At 73.5% G+C, this 13,926-nt stretch carries 15 protein-coding genes; 9 read left to right on the top strand and 6 right to left on the bottom strand.

Features of this window, described 5'->3' with window-relative positions; genetic code table 11:
- The 6 genes from NH339_RS05920 to NH339_RS05945 all read right to left on the bottom strand — a co-directional run.
- Positions 1-1,262 (bottom strand): YgcG family protein (locus NH339_RS05920; RefSeq protein WP_253023470.1); only part of this gene is annotated, 1,262 nt, incomplete at its 3' end.
- A 62-nt stretch (positions 1,263-1,324) separates the two neighbouring features.
- A complete protein-coding gene (locus tag NH339_RS18800) occupies positions 1,325-2,539 on the bottom strand; it encodes a glycosyltransferase (protein ID WP_253023471.1) in 1,215 nt (404 codons plus the stop codon).
- Entirely contained in the window at positions 2,536-4,719 is a 2,184-nt protein-coding gene (locus NH339_RS05930; RefSeq protein ID WP_253023472.1) for a glycosyltransferase family 39 protein, read from the bottom strand. Before NH339_RS05930 ends, NH339_RS18800 begins: the two co-directional genes overlap by 4 nt.
- A gap of 76 nt (positions 4,720-4,795) precedes the next feature.
- Complete coding sequence (locus tag NH339_RS05935) at positions 4,796-6,229, bottom strand: cell wall metabolism sensor histidine kinase WalK (RefSeq protein ID WP_253023473.1); 1,434 nt, start codon at positions 6,227-6,229, stop codon at positions 4,796-4,798.
- The gene (locus NH339_RS05940) at positions 6,226-6,948 is read right to left on the bottom strand and encodes a response regulator transcription factor (protein WP_253023474.1); all 723 of its coding nucleotides are present in this window, start codon (positions 6,946-6,948) and stop codon (positions 6,226-6,228) included. Before NH339_RS05940 ends, NH339_RS05935 begins: the two co-directional genes overlap by 4 nt.
- A gap of 76 nt (positions 6,949-7,024) precedes the next feature.
- Complete coding sequence (locus NH339_RS05945) at positions 7,025-7,483, bottom strand: hypothetical protein (RefSeq protein WP_253023475.1); 459 nt, start codon at positions 7,481-7,483, stop codon at positions 7,025-7,027.
- A 395-nt stretch (positions 7,484-7,878) separates the two neighbouring features.
- Between NH339_RS05945 and NH339_RS18805 the strand changes: the two genes are divergently transcribed.
- The 9 genes from NH339_RS18805 (at position 7,879) to NH339_RS05990 (ending at position 13,894) form a co-directional block, all read left to right on the top strand.
- Positions 7,879-8,328: a TlpA disulfide reductase family protein gene (locus tag NH339_RS18805; protein WP_253023476.1), complete on the top strand. Its 450-nt coding sequence runs from the start codon at positions 7,879-7,881 to the stop codon at positions 8,326-8,328.
- A 123-nt stretch (positions 8,329-8,451) separates the two neighbouring features.
- Positions 8,452-9,702, top strand: coding sequence for a CpaF family protein (locus NH339_RS05955; RefSeq protein ID WP_253023477.1), 1,251 nt, complete (start codon positions 8,452-8,454; stop codon positions 9,700-9,702).
- Positions 9,690-10,541 carry a type II secretion system F family protein gene (locus NH339_RS05960; protein WP_253023479.1) on the top strand — a complete coding sequence of 284 codons (852 nt, stop codon included), beginning with the start codon at positions 9,690-9,692 and terminating at the stop codon, positions 10,539-10,541. Before NH339_RS05955 ends, NH339_RS05960 begins: the two co-directional genes overlap by 13 nt.
- A complete protein-coding gene (locus NH339_RS05965; RefSeq protein ID WP_253023481.1) occupies positions 10,538-11,449 on the top strand; it encodes a type II secretion system F family protein in 912 nt (303 codons plus the stop codon). Before NH339_RS05960 ends, NH339_RS05965 begins: the two co-directional genes overlap by 4 nt.
- 12 nt (positions 11,450-11,461) lie before the next feature.
- Positions 11,462-11,644 (top strand): hypothetical protein, encoded by a 183-nt coding sequence (locus NH339_RS05970; RefSeq protein ID WP_253023483.1) that lies wholly within the window; start codon positions 11,462-11,464, stop codon positions 11,642-11,644.
- A complete protein-coding gene (locus NH339_RS05975) occupies positions 11,644-12,021 on the top strand; it encodes a TadE/TadG family type IV pilus assembly protein (protein WP_253023484.1) in 378 nt (125 codons plus the stop codon). The genes NH339_RS05970 and NH339_RS05975 overlap by 1 nt, the downstream gene beginning before the upstream one ends.
- Positions 12,018-12,440, top strand: a complete 423-nt coding sequence (locus NH339_RS05980) for a hypothetical protein (RefSeq protein WP_253023485.1) — start codon at positions 12,018-12,020, stop codon at positions 12,438-12,440. The genes NH339_RS05975 and NH339_RS05980 overlap by 4 nt, the downstream gene beginning before the upstream one ends.
- The gene (locus tag NH339_RS05985) at positions 12,437-12,844 is read left to right on the top strand and encodes a pilus assembly protein TadG-related protein (protein ID WP_253023486.1); all 408 of its coding nucleotides are present in this window, start codon (positions 12,437-12,439) and stop codon (positions 12,842-12,844) included. Before NH339_RS05980 ends, NH339_RS05985 begins: the two co-directional genes overlap by 4 nt.
- 165 nt (positions 12,845-13,009) lie before the next feature.
- Positions 13,010-13,894 carry a recombinase family protein gene (locus tag NH339_RS05990; protein ID WP_253023487.1) on the top strand — a complete coding sequence of 295 codons (885 nt, stop codon included), beginning with the start codon at positions 13,010-13,012 and terminating at the stop codon, positions 13,892-13,894.
- Positions 13,895-13,926: the final 32 nt, after the last annotated feature.

Consider the following 13,926-nt stretch of genomic DNA (forward strand, 5'->3'; position numbering starts at 1 on the left):
GCGAGGTCGTCGCGAGCCGTGTCGACCGCGTCGAGCAGGGCGACGGCCTGGCCGGTGGCCTCCTCCGCGGTGCGCAGCCGCACGGCCGCGGTCGCGTGGTCGGAGCCGCCGAGCGCGGCGCGGGCCTGGCTGAGCTGCTCGGTGGCGCTCCGGGTGAGCGACTCCGCCCGGGTGACGTTGCTGGAGACGGCGGCGAGCGCGCTGCCCGCGTGCTCGGACTGGAGGGTCCGGAGGGTCTCGGCGGTGGGAGCCAGCCGCGCGACGACGGCGTCGAGACGCTGCTGCAGCGTCTCGGCCACCTCGGGCGCGCGGGTCTGCAGGTCGCGCAGTGCGTCAAGGCGCTCGACCTGGGCGTCGAGCGCGTCGTCGACGGTGTCGCAGAGGTGCAGCGCCCGTGACAGCAGCACGCGACGCTCGGCGTCGGTCTCGGGCTCGGCGTCGTCGAGACGCTGGCGCAGCGTGAACGCCTCGCGCAACGTGGCGCGGCCCTCCTCGACCGTCCGCCGGAAGTCGGCTGCGGCGGCGTCGCCGAACTGGGCCTCGGCGAAGCCGACCTCCTGGTCGGCACTCTGCAGTGCGTCGTCGACCACCACGAGCGCCTCCGCCACTGCGGCCTCGAGCTCGTCGTCGTCGAGGATCGCCGCCGGGTCGACCGGCTGGCCGTGCTCGTCGACCACCGGGTGGGTGTGGTCGAAGCGTCGGCGTGAGCGGTGGACCCCGTACGCGGCGCCGGCGGCCACGACGGCCGTGCCGCCGACGATCCAGCCCCATGGGATGCCGGTGTCACGATCGACCTCGGTGAGTCCGCGGGCGGCGCCGGTGGCGGCTCCGGCCCAGTCGTCCTGCCGCAGGGCGGGGAGGATGTACTCGCGGTCGACCTTCTCCAGGTCGGCGTCGGAGAGCTCGTCGCTGTCGGCGTCGTAGCCGTAGGACCGCGACTCCAGCGCCACCGCCAGCAGCACGTCGGTGCGGCCAAGGCCCGACCGCTCGGCGGCGCGCGTCGCCCACTCGGCACCCGTCAGCCCGTCGAAGGTCCGGACGTACACGACGAACAGCTGACGTCCGGTGTCGCGGTAGTAGCGGTCGAGCGCGGCCTGGACCTCTGCACGGTCGTCGCCGAGGGCGTCGGCGCGGTCGGTGATCTGGCCGTTGACGTCGACCGGCTCCTCCGCCGCGGCCGGCCCGACCCCGACGATCCCGACCACCCCGAGGGCGAGCAGGGCCGAGGTCACGGCCAGGGCACGGCGGACGGGGCGCGGCATCACACGTCGATCCTTGCGGATCGTTGGTTGCGGGACAACCGCGCACGACCGGGCGTGTCGGCTCACCCGGCCCGGGCCGCACCCCGGCGGAACATCCACCCCCGCATGAGCAGGAACCGCCCGACGGTGACCAGCAGGTTCGCCGCGGTGAGCACGACCACCTCGAGCCCGCGGTGCTGCGTGCCGGCCACCTCGTGCAGCAGGCCGAGGGCGCCGCTCGTCACCACGATCCCCGCGCCGAGCACCACGAGGCCCTGCAGCTGGTGGACGGCGGCGCCGCCCGGACCGCGGACGCCGAACGTGAAGCGTCGGTTCGCGGCGGTGTTCGCGACCGTCGTGAGCAGCAGGGCCGCCACGTTGGCGCCCTGCGCGCCGAGGGGTCCGCGCAGCCCGAGGTAGAGCAGTGCGTAGGCCAGGGTCGAGAGCACGCCGACGACCGCGAACCCGGCCAGCTGGGCGGAGAGCCCGCCGGCCGCACCCTGCCGCGAGACGCGGCCGAGCTCCGCGGCGACCTCGCCCACCGGCACACGGCCGCGCACGAGCGACCAGCCGAGCCGCGCCATGCCGCGCAGGTCGTCGAGCGCGGTGCGGAGCACGTCGACGCTGCTGTCGGGGTCGTCGACCCAGTCGACCGGCACCTCGTGGATGCGCAGCCCCGACCGCTCCGCGACCACGAGCAGCTCGGTGTCGAAGAACCAGGCGTCGTCGTGCACGAGGGGGAGGAGCCGGTCGGCGACGTCGCGACGGATCGCCTTGAAGCCGCACTGCGCGTCGCTGAACCGGGCCCGCATCGCACCGCGCAGCAGGTAGTTGTACCCGCGCGAGACGATCTCGCGCCGCGGTCCGCGCACCGTGCGCGACGTCCGGGCGAGCCGGCTGCCGATCGCCAGGTCGGAGTGCCCGGTGAGCAGGGGCGCCACGAGCGGCAGCAGCGCGTTCAGGTCGGTCGAGAGGTCGACGTCCATGTAGACGAGGACGTCGGCGTCCGAGCTCGACCATGCCGTCTTGAGCGCGCGGCCCCGCCCCTTCTCCTGCAGGTGCACGACCCGGACGGTGGGGTGGACGGCGGCGAGCTCGTCGGCGAGCTCGCCGGTGCCGTCGGTGCTGGCGTTGTCGGCCACCGTCACCGTCGAGACGAGGGGCAGGCCCTCCAGGTGCGCGACGACCGCCTCGACGGAGGCCACGAGGCTGCGTTCCTCGTTGAACACCGGGATGACGACGTCGAGGGTGCCGAGGCGCCGCGCCGGCGACACGACCGGCTCGAGCACGGCGCTCACTGGACACCTCCGGAGAGGTCGTAGAGCGTGGTGCCGTCGACGGTCTGTGCGGTGAACGTCGCCTCGACCCACTCCTGGATCTCGGTGCTCGTGCTGCCGCTGGCACTCGGTCCGCCCCGTCCGCCGCCCCCACCGGCGATGAACCAGTGGATCTCGCCGTCGGCGACGAGCTGCTTGAACTCGCTCAGCGTCGGCGACGGGTCGGAGCCGTTGAACCCGCCGATCGCCATGACGGGCTTCTCGGTGGACAGCTGGAAGCCGGCGGCGCTGTTGGAGCCCACGGCGGCGGCGACCCAGGTGTAGGAGTCGGCGTCCTGCGTGAGCAGCGCGTCGACCTCGGCCGACGAGGTCGAGCCCTCGAGCAGGCCACCGGCGCCCGCTCCGCCCGTCTGGCCGTTCTGACCGGTGCCGGTCCGGCCCTGCGGCGAGCCCTGTCCCTGGGGCGAGCCCTGTCCCTGTCCCTGACCCTGGGCGGATCCGGGACCCTGGGGGAAGCCCTGGCCCTGGGGCGCGCCCTGGGGCGCGTTCTGCTGGCCGGTCGCGCCAGGACGACCACCGGGGAAGCCGCCCGGGGGACGGCCGCCGCCGAACCCGCCCGGCCCGCCACGACCGGTGTCGGGCCCGGCGGTGGGGATCGAGCCGGTGTGCGGCGAGGCGGCGGTGTCGACCGCGTAGACGGCGGGGCCGGCGAGCATGGTCACCACCGCGGCGCCGGCCAGGCCGAGGCCGAGGCGTCGTGCGGCGCGGTAGGGGAGTCGACGCCGGACGACCGGCAGCGCGAGGAGAGCACCGGTGACGAGCACGCCCGCGACCGCGACGGTCGGCGCGAGCCACGGCAGGAACCCGTCGGCACGTCGCAGCAGGACGACCGCCATGGCCGTGGTCGCGAGGAGCACGGCCGCCGCGCCGACGATCGCGACCAGCTCGGTGCGGTGACGCCAGAGCAGGTGGCCGCCGATGCCGATGACCGCGCCGATCGCGGGAGCCAGCGCCACCGTGTAGTAGGCGTGGAAGATGCCGGCCATGAGGCTGAACGTCAGGCCCGTGACCAGGAGCCACAGGCCCCAGACGACCAGCCCGGCGGTGTGCGGGGCGGAACGCCAGCCCCGGCTGGAGCGCACCGCGAACCACAGGCCGAGACCGAGCAGGAGCAGGGCGGCAGGGAGCAGCCAGGCGATCTGACCACCGATCTCGGCGTCGAACAGCCGCGTGAGGCCTGTCTCGCCCCACATGCCACCACCGGCGCCGCCACCGCCACCGCCGACGGAGCCGACCTCGTTGCCGTTCAGCCGTCCGAGGCCGTTGTAGCCGAGCGTCAGCTCGAGGATCGAGTTGTTCTGCGAGCCGCCGATCCAGGGTCGGCTCGAGGCGGGCCACAGCTCGACGGCGAGCACCCACCAGCCGCCCGCGACGACCATCGACGCGAACGCGACGAGCAGGTGCCCGACACGACGCCAGAGCGGCACGGTGGCCGCGAGCAGGTAGACGCCACCGAGCGCCGGCAGGACGAGGAAGGCCTGCAGCATCTTCGTCAGGAAGCCGAACCCGACGAGGGCGCCTGCGAGCACGAGCCAGCGCACCGCGCGGGCGGGGTCCTCGAGAGCGCGCAGCGTCGCGGCCGTCGCGCCCACGAGGAGGAGCACGAGCAGGGCGTCGGGGTTGTTGAACCGGAACATCAGCGTCGCGACCGGGGTGAGGGCGAGGACGAGCCCGGCGGCGATCCCGGCCCAGGCGTTGCCGGTGGTCCGGCGCACCGCCCCGTGCAGCAGCCACACCGTCGCGACACCCATGAGCGCCTGGGGCACGAGGATGCTCCACGACGACAGGCCGAAGAGACGCACCGACAGCGCCATCACCCACAGCGACATCGGCGTCTTGTCGACGGTGATCGAGCTGGCAGCGTCGGAGGAGGCGAAGAACATGGCCTTCCACGACGCGGAGCCGGCCTGCGCGGCGGCCGAGTAGAACGAGTTCGCCCAGCCGGAGGCGCCGAGGCCCCACAGGTAGAGCGCGGCTGTTCCTGCGAGCAGGAGCAGCAGGGCGGGGCGGGCCGCGGGATGGTCCTCGGGGCGTCCGCGCCAGAGGCGGGCGAGGGGCCGGGTGGCGGTGTCGCGCTGGGTCGGGGCGTGGGGTGGCTCGGCGGGTCGTGAGGCCGCGCGGAGCGTCGTCGTCGGGTGCATGACGTCGATGCTCGACGGCTCCGCTGGGGCGCTCGTCTCGTCGCGCTGTGCGTCGTCTGTGAGTGGGCGGCGGGGCTCAGGCGCGGGGCAGCGAGATGCGGAACGTCGTGCTTCCGGGGCGGCTCTCGACCTCGACCCGGCCGCCGTGGGCCTCGGCGATCGCCCGCACGAGCGACGTCCCGAGACCGGCGCCTCCGGACGCCCGGGTCCGCGAGGAGTCGCCGCGCGTGAACCGCTCGAACACCACGGGCAGCAGGTCGGGGGAGAGGCCGGGACCGTCGTCGTGCACCTCGACCCGCACGGTGGAGTCGTCGACGTCGATCCGCGCGGTCACCTCGGTGCCGGGCGGGGTGTGCCGGGTGGCGTTGCGCAGCAGGTTCGTGACCGCCTGGTGCAGCCGCATCGCGTCGCCCGGCACCTCCACGGCGACGTCGGGCAGGGCGAGCCGCCAGCGTCGCTCGCGGTCGACGACCTGCGCGTCGGCGACGGCCTCGGCGACGAGGCGGCTCACGTCGACGGGCTCCCGCTCCAGGGGTCGTCCGGCGTCGAGGCGGGCGAGCAGCAGCATGTCGTCGACGAGGGTCGACATCCGCTGGGCCTCCTCCTCCACCTTGGCGAGCTGGTCGGTGCCGGTGCGTCGACCGAGCTCGGCGTAGCCGCGGATGGTGGCGAGCGGGGTGCGCAGCTCGTGCGACGCGTCGGCGAGGAACTGGCGCACCTGCTGCTCGCTCTCGTGCCGCGCGTCCAGCGCGCCCTCGACGTGCCCGAGCAGCCGGTTGAGCGCCTCGCCGACCTGACCGACCTCCGTGCCGGGGTCGGTGAGCGCGTCGGGCACCCGGGCGGTGCGGCCGACCTCGCCGGAGTCGAGGGGGAGGGCCGAGACCTCGTGCGCCGTGGCGGCGACGTCGCGCAGCGGGCGCAGCTGGCGGCGCACGAGGGCAGCCCCGACGGCTGCGGCGACGGCGGCGCCGACGACGGTGAGCAGCACCTCCCACCACAGCAGCTGGGTGAGGGTCTGGTCGACGTCGTCGGTGGGCAGGCCCTGCACCACGACGGTGCCGTCGGGGGTGGTGGTGGCGGCGACGCGCACCGACCCGAGGCCGGGAAGGTCCACGGTGCGGGGCGTCTCGTCGGCGTCGACGCTGCCCAGGCGCTGCAGCGCCGTGGTGGAGAGCCCGCGCAGGCTCCCGCTCGACGTGATCTGCACGCCGCTGGCGCAGTCGGCGGTGTACACGGCGGTGAGGCTGCCGGCGGCCTGCCCGAGCGGTGGTCGGGGACGCTCTCCGCACACGACGTCGACGCGTCCGCCCGGCCCGCTCGGCCCCCCTCCGGGCCCGAGCGGGTTGCCGCGCGCCTCGGTGCTGGCCCGGTCCATGGCCTGCGCGAGCTGGGCGTCGAGACGGTCGGTGAGCGAGCTGCGCATGAGCAGCGTCGCGGTCGCAGCGACCAGCAGGCTCGCGGTGGCCACGAGCACGACGACGGTGAGGACGAGCCGGCGGGTGAGGCTCATGCGCTCTCGGCGGGCTTGAGCACGTAGCCGGCGCCGCGCTTGGTGTGGATCATCGGCTCGCGGCCGGCGTCGATCTTCTTGCGCAGGTAGGAGATGTAGAGCTCGACGACGTTGGCCTGGCCGCCGAAGTCGTAGTTCCACACCCGGTCGAGGATCTGCGCCTTGCTGAGCACGCGGCGCTGGTTGCGCATGAGGTAGCGCAGCAGCTCGAACTCGGTCGCGGTGAGCTCGATGGAGGTGCCGGCGCGGGTGACGTCGCGGCTGTCCTCGTCGAGGGTGAGGTCGCCGACGGTGACGACGTGGTCGGAGCGCTGCTCGAGCACGCCGGTGCGTCGCACGAGGGCGCGGACGCGGGCGACGACCTCCTCGAGGCTGAACGGCTTGGTCACGTAGTCGTCGCCGCCGGCGGTGAGCCCGGCGACGCGGTCCTCGACGGCATCGCGTGCGGTGAGGAACAGCACGGGGACGCGGTCGTCGTGCTGGCGGACGCGGCGCAGGACCTCGAGGCCGTCGACGTCGGGCAGCATCCAGTCGAGGACGATCACGTCGGGGCCGTGCTCGCGGGCGGTCGCGACGGCGTCGCGTCCGGTGGCGGCGGTGCGCACGTCCCAGCCCTCGTAGCGCAGGGCCATCATGAGCAGCTCGGCGATGTTGGGCTCGTCGTCGACGACGAGGACGCGCAGGGGCGTGCCGTCGGCGCGGGTGAGGGGCGCGGTCATGGGTCCAGTGTGGACGGACTGTCCGTCGCCTGTCCGTGCGGAACCTGTGCGGTTCCTGTGAGCGGGCTGCGGAGGGTCAGGCGGCGCCGAGGTCGGCGGCGATGCTGCTCTCGAGCGCGCGGACGCGGGCGCGGGTGGCGTCGGCGAGGCGCGTGGTGCGCTGGGCCTCGGCCAGGTCTCCCACGGAGACGAGGTGCTGCACGAGCGGCTCGAGGTCGTCGAGGTGGACGCCGTCGACGAGGCTGGCGACCTCGATCAGCTCCGAGAGCAGGGCGTGGAGCAGCAGGTGGGCGTCGAGGTCGCCGTCGGCGGGGTGGGCGCCGATGACGAGACGGAGCTGCTGGCCGAGCGAGAACGCGACGTCGGGCGTGAGTGCGCAGTCCTCGACGGCTGCCGCGACGAGCGTGAGCACGTCGGCGAGGCCGTCGCGCGGGGCGAGGGTGGCGGCCTCGCTGAGGAGGCTGCGCAGGTAGGCGTGCGGAACGAGGGCGTCGTCGTCGAACGACGGCTGCACCACGCGGGTGGTCGTCACCATGTCTTCCACTTCTCCCCACTCCCAGAGGACATGCTCCCGGACCGCGATCACCTGCGCTCTAGCCCGAACGGGTCATTTTCGCAGTCCGACTTCCACTGTACGTGAGCGATGACACGCTTGACCAGCCGTGGTTGCGTGGTGCGACGACCGGAGCAGCGCCAGCGCCAGCGTCCGATGCGCGATCCGCTCCTGGGGCGGACGCACCACCTCACGACGGGCGTGTGTCGCCGTGCAGTCTTCGCTGGCAGAGTCCCAGTGACGGCGAGCGTGCGTGCGGAGCAGCGTCGACGTCCTTCGGGAGGTGGCAGGTGAAGGCGAGCGTCGTGACGGTGGTGGCGTGCGCGCTGCTGCTGTCGGGCTGCGTGGGCGCTGAGACTCGAGATACGAGCGTGGGGGTGACCATCCTCCCCCCGAGCGAACGCGAGGTGCTCCACGGCGTCGAGGGGGAGTCGCTCGACGGTGCACCGGTCGACCTGGACGCCTACCGCGGCAAGGTCGTCGTCGTGAACTGGTGGGGCTCGTGGTGCGCTCCTTGTCGCAAGGAGGCGCCGGTCTTCGCAAAGGTGTCCGGTGACGCGCCGTCGGAGGTGGCCTTCATCGGTCTTCTCGCGCGGGACTCGCCTGCCGCCGCGCGAGCCTTCAACGAGCGTTTCGGGATCCGGTACCCGACCTTGGTCGACCGCGACAGTCGTCTCGCCCTGCGGTTCAGCCACGTGCTTCCCGTCCAGGCCGTCCCCGGTACGTGGGTGCTCGACACTCGCGGACGGGTGGCCGCGCGGATCGCGTCGGCCGAGGTCACCCTGACCTTGCTCCGCGACGTCGTCGATGAGGTGCGGGGCTCCTGACGAAGGCAGTCGTCGTCCGTCCGTCCCACTTGTCCACAGTTTCGGCGGGCGGCCCCTTCACAGATCGCGCTGTTCTTGTCATGGTCCTGGGCATCGACACGACTTCTCGGGGACAGGTCAGTGGTGGATCCGGTGCAGGCGACGCTCGCGGAGCGGGTGCGCGAGCAGGTGCGACGTCGGCGGCTCGACCCGCAGACGGACGCCGACGCGGTGCGCGAGGTGGCGCACGAGGTGGTGGCCGAGCACGAGCGGCGTTCGCTGACGGGTGCTGTCCGGTCGCTGGCCGAGCCCGACCGGGTGGTCGGCGGGATCGTGGCCGACGTGGCCGGGCTCGGTCCGTTGCAGTCGTTCCTGGACGACCCGACGGTCGAGGAGCTGTGGATCAACGAGCCCGACCGCGTGTTCGTCGCGCGGGAGGGTCGGCACGAGTTGACGTCGGTCATCCTCACGGCCACGCAGGTGCGGGAGCTGGTGGAGCGGATGCTGTCGACGTCGGGGCGCCGGCTCGACGTGTCGCAGCCGTTCGTCGACGCGATGCTGCCCGGTGGGCACCGGCTGCACGTGGTGCTCGACGGGATCGCGCGGGGGTTCAGCGCGGTCAACGTGCGCAAGTTCGTGGCGCGGGCGCACTCGTTGGAGGACCTCGTCGAGCTCGGCACGATCGACGCCGCCGTCGCGCGATTCCTGCGGGCGAGCGTCGTGGCAGGGCTGAACGTCGTGGTCTCCGGCGGCACCCAGGCGGGGAAGACGACGCTGCTGAACTGCCTGGCCGCGGCGATCCCCGGGTCGCAGCGGCTGATCACCGTGGAGGAGGTGTTCGAGCTGCAGTGCGGGCGCCACCCCGACTGGGTCGCGCTGCAGTGCCGCCAGGCCGGCCTCGAGGGCACCGGCGAGGTGACGCTGCGGATGCTCGTCAAGGAGGCGCTGCGCATGCGGCCGAGCCGCGTGGTCGTCGGCGAGGTGCGCTCCGCCGAGGCGCTCGACATGCTGCTCGCCCTCAACGCGGGCCTGCCGGGCATGGCCAGCGTCCACGCCAGCTCCGCGCGGCAGGCGCTCACGAAGCTGTGCACGCTGCCGCTGCTCGCCGGGGCGAACATCACCAGCGACTTCGTCGTTCCGACCGTCGCGACGTCGATCGACCTGGTCGTCCACACCGCGCTCGGTGCCGACGGTCGCCGCGCGGTCCAGGAGGTCACGGCGGTCAGCGGACGGGTCGAGAACGGGCACATCGAGTCCGAGACGGTGTTCGTGCGCGACGGTGCCGTGCTGCGTCGTGGTCACGGGCGACCCGCGCGGACCGAGGCGTTCGCGCGCGTCGGCATCGACCTCGACGCGGTGCTCGCCGCCGACGGAGACGCACCGTGGCCACGCTGACCGGGTTGTGCGCCGGGGCCGGTGTCGCGCTGCTGGTGTGGTGGGCGCTCGCTCCGCTGCCGCAGCGCCGGACGCCGGGCCGGCGTCGGGTGCGCGAGCTGCTCGACCGTGCAGGCCTGTCCGACGTGGAGCCTGCCGCGTTGCTCGCCCTGTGCGTCGGGTCGTTCGTCGTCGCTGGCCTGGTGATGACGGCGGTGTCGGGGGTGCTGGTCATCGGTCTCGTCCTGGGGACGCTCGCGGCGCTGCTGCCCGTGGCGACGCTGCGGGGACGCGCCCGTCGCCGGGCCCGCGAGCACGCCGACCTGTGGCCCGACGCCGTCGACAACCTCGCGTCGGCCGTGCGGGCGGGGCTGTCGCTCCCCGAGGCGGTCGTGCAGCTGGGGGAGCGGGGGCCGGAGGGTCTGCGCGAGCCGTTCGCGCGGTTCGGCCGCGACTACCAGTCGACGGGGCGCTTCGACGTCGCGCTCGACCGGTTGAAGCAGCGTCTGGCCGACCCGACCGGCGACCGCGTCGTCGAGGCGTTGCGGATCGCTCGCGACGTCGGCGGCGGCGACCTCGGCCGCATGTTGCGTGCGTTGTCCGGCTTCCTGCGCGAGGAGGGCCGGACGCGCGGCGAGCTGGAGGCGCGCCAGTCGTGGACGGTCAACGCGGCCCGCCTCGCCGTCGCCGCCCCGTGGGTGGTGCTCGCGGCCATGAGCCTGCAGCCCGAGGTGGTCGCGCGGTACGCGACGGGCGCGGGCGCGCTCGTCCTGGTGGGTGGCGCGGTGGTGTGCGTCGTGGCCTACCGGCTCATGCTGTGGCTCGGTCGGCTGCCGGAGGAACGGCGGGTGCTGGCATGACGGCGACGCTGCTGGGGGCGGCGGCGGGTGCCGCGGCGGCGGTCGGGGTGCTGCTGGTCGTCGTCGCCTGGTGGCAGGTCCGGCGTCCGACGCCGGCGATGCGGGTCGACCCGTACCTGAGCGACCTCGTGCCCGTCCGGACGCGGGCATCGAGCACGGTCGGTGCGGTCTACGGCCCGTGGCTGCGTGGTGCGGCCGAGCTCGTCGGGCGCCTGACGGGCGGTACGGCGAGCGTCGAGCGGCGGCTGGTGCGGCTCGGCTCGCCCTACGGCGTCGACGCGTTCCGCGTGCAGCAGCTGGCGTGGGGTGCGGCGGGCTTCGCCGCGGCGGCGGTCCTGGCGGTGCTGGTGTGGAGCACGTCGGGTGGTTCGCCGGTCGTGCTGCTGACGCTGTGCGGCGTGGGTCTAGTGGGCGGGGTGCTGGGTCGCGACTCGGCCCTCAGCTCGCAGGTGGCCCGCCGCGAGGAGCGGCTCGCGGAGGAGTTCCCCGCGGTCGCCGACCTGCTCGCGCTGGCGGTCGCTGCGGGGGAGAGTCCCGTCGCCGGGCTCGACCGGGTGCTGCGTGTGCTGCGGGGCGCGCTCGCCGACGAGCTCGGTCGGGTGCTCGCCGACGTCCGCACCGGCCACACCGTGCCGGCCGCGTTCGACGCGTTGGCGTCGCGCACCGGCGTGGCCAGCATCGCCCGGTTCGCCGAGGGTCTCGCGGTGGCCGTCGACCGTGGCACCCCGCTCGTCGACGTGCTGCACGCACAGGCCGCCGATGTCCGCGAGTCCGCCCGCCGCGAGCTGATGGAGTCGGGTGGGCGCAAGGAGATCCTCATGATGATCCCCGTCGTCTTCCTCGTCCTGCCCGTCACGGTCGTCTTCGCGTTCTACCCGGGCCTCGTCGGCCTGCGTCTGTCGAGCTGAAGGAGTGGTGTCATGTCGTCCCTGACCCTGCGGCTGAGGTCGCGTCTGCTGGAGCCGTCGCACGACGAACGGGGTGACGTGCCGGGCTGGGTGATGATCACCGTCATGTCCGCCGGACTCGTCGCGGTGCTGACGGCGGTCGCCGGTCCCGAGCTGACGGCGATGCTGCGCGACGCGCTGAGCTCGGTGCGCTGATGCGCCGCGAGCGCGGTTCGGCGGTGGTCGACTTCGTGCTCGTCATGGTGCTGCTGGTCCCCCTGGTGCTGGGGATCGTGCAGCTCGGGCTGGTGCTGCACGTGCGCAACACGCTGACCGCGGCCGCGTCGGACGGAGCGAGGGCGGGCGCGCCGCTGGGGGCGACGCCCGAGGACGCGGAGGCGCGGGCGCGGCGGATGATCACCGACTCGCTCTCGGCCCGGTACGCGCGGTCGGTGAGCGCGACGCGGACGTCGCTCGAGGGTGCGCCGGCGGTCGTCGTGCGGGTGCGGGCCAGGGTGCCGGCGTTGGGTGTCCTGGGGCCGGGGGTGGCGCTCGACGTGCGCGGGCGGGCGCTGGTGCAGGTGGAGCCGTGAGGGACGAGCGGGGGTCGGCTCCGGTGGAGCTCGTGTGGCTGACGATCTTGCTGCTGGTGCCGTTCGTCTACGTGATGCTCGCGGTGTTCGACGCGCAGCGGGCGGCGTACGCGGTGTCGTCGGCGAGCAAGGCGGCGGCGCGGGCGTACGTGCAGGCGCCGGACACGGTGACGGCGACCCAGCGCGCACAGCGCGCAGCAGCCGTGGCGTTGGGTGACCAGAGGGTCCAGGCCGACGTGGTGGTGGTGTGCCTGCCGTCGCCGTCGTCGTGCCTGCAGCCGGGTTCCTCGGTGCGGGTGTCGGTGAGGACGGTGCAGCCGTTGCCGCTGACGCCGTCGGTGCTGGGGGACGAGGTCGGTGGGGTCGCGGTCGACGCCTCGCACGTCGAGCCGTACGGGTCCTTTCGGGAGGGCCGATGACGCGAGCGGACGAGCGGGGGAGCGTGACGGTGATGACGATCGGGTTCCTGGTGCTGGTCGCGCTGCTGCTGGCGGTGGTCGTAAATGCGACGACGGCCTACCTGCAGCGTCAGGAAATCGCGAACCTGGCCGACGGCGCGGCGTTGGCCGCGGCCGACGGTCTCGACGAGGCCGCCTTCTACGCCGACCAGCGCGTCGAGCTCGACGCAGCGTCGGCGCGGGCCCTGGTCGAGGACTACCTGGCTGGGGAGGAGTTGTCCTCCGTGCAGGTGGGCGTCGTGGACGGGACGGTCACGGTGCGCCTGGAGCGCTTTGTCTCGCTTCCTCTCACCCCACCCGGCTGGCCCGCCCGTACGCGTGTGTCGGCGGAGGCGTCGTCGCAGCTGCGCGAGCCGATGAACTGACGAGTTCATCGAGAAACGGTTTCGAGGTCTTGGCGCTCGATGACCTTCGCCGCGGCTTCAAGGGTGGTGAGATCGTGCTGGACGTGGCCGGACTTGGTCCGTTGTAGCCGTTCCTGGACGACGGTCGACTCCACCAAGCCCGCGACGGGCGCAGACCTCCTGGCGATGCTGGACAAGCACAGCTACACGGGACCTAGGTCGTTCACGGCTGGCGTGCTGGCTTCGGTGGTCGAGTGGCTGGACGCCAAGGCTCCGCGCGACCAGGTCGACGGGGTGTCCAACGGCGTCGTGTTTGCGGTGTACCCCGACCTGCGTCCCGCGCCGAAGACGGGCAACGGCGAAGCCAGGAAGGTCGCGCGCGAACTGCGGAAGGCCGCATCGTTCGCGCTGGTTGCCAGCCCCGACGATCTGCCGGTAGCCCTCAACGAGGTCGACGGTCTCGCCGCGCGGCTGCGCGAGGTCATGCCGGATCAGGTTGGTCGGCTACCTGTGGACCAGCACGGCCACCAGCCGCACTCGCTCGACGCGCTGCGCGCCGCAATCCAGCGCGAGACCGACCACCGGGGCTGGGCCGTGTCCTACATCGAGGACGTGGCTCAGTCCGGTCGCCGCGACGACCGCCCTGGTCTGCTGAACGCGCTGGCGTTGCTGGAGCAGGGCGAGGCGGACGGGCTGGTCGTCGAGAAGTTGGACCGGCTCGGCCGGTCCGTTGCTGGTCTTGCTCACGCGATTGACCACGCACGCGACTACGGCTGGTCACTGATCGCTCTGGACGTCGGCATCGACTCGACTACGTCGGGCGGACGGCTCGCACTGCGGATGATGAGTGCGCTGGCCGAGTGGGAGGCCGAGCAGATCCGCGAACGCACTCGCGACGGTCTGGCCGCCGCACGAGCTAAAGGGATCCGGCCCGGCCCTGCAACGCTGGCCGTCGGGCCGGTGTTTGTGCGCATCGTCGCTGCCCACCAGCGTGGTGTCTCGCCGTCGCAGATCGCTCGCGACTTGACTCGCGACGGCGTGCGGTTGCCGTCAGGACGGCCCGGGCAGTAGCGCGGGGTGCAGGTTCAGCGCGTCTTGGACCG

This window comes from Aeromicrobium sp. CnD17-E (genome assembly GCF_024124745.1).
Taxonomy (GTDB): Bacteria; Actinomycetota; Actinomycetes; order Propionibacteriales; family Nocardioidaceae; genus Aeromicrobium.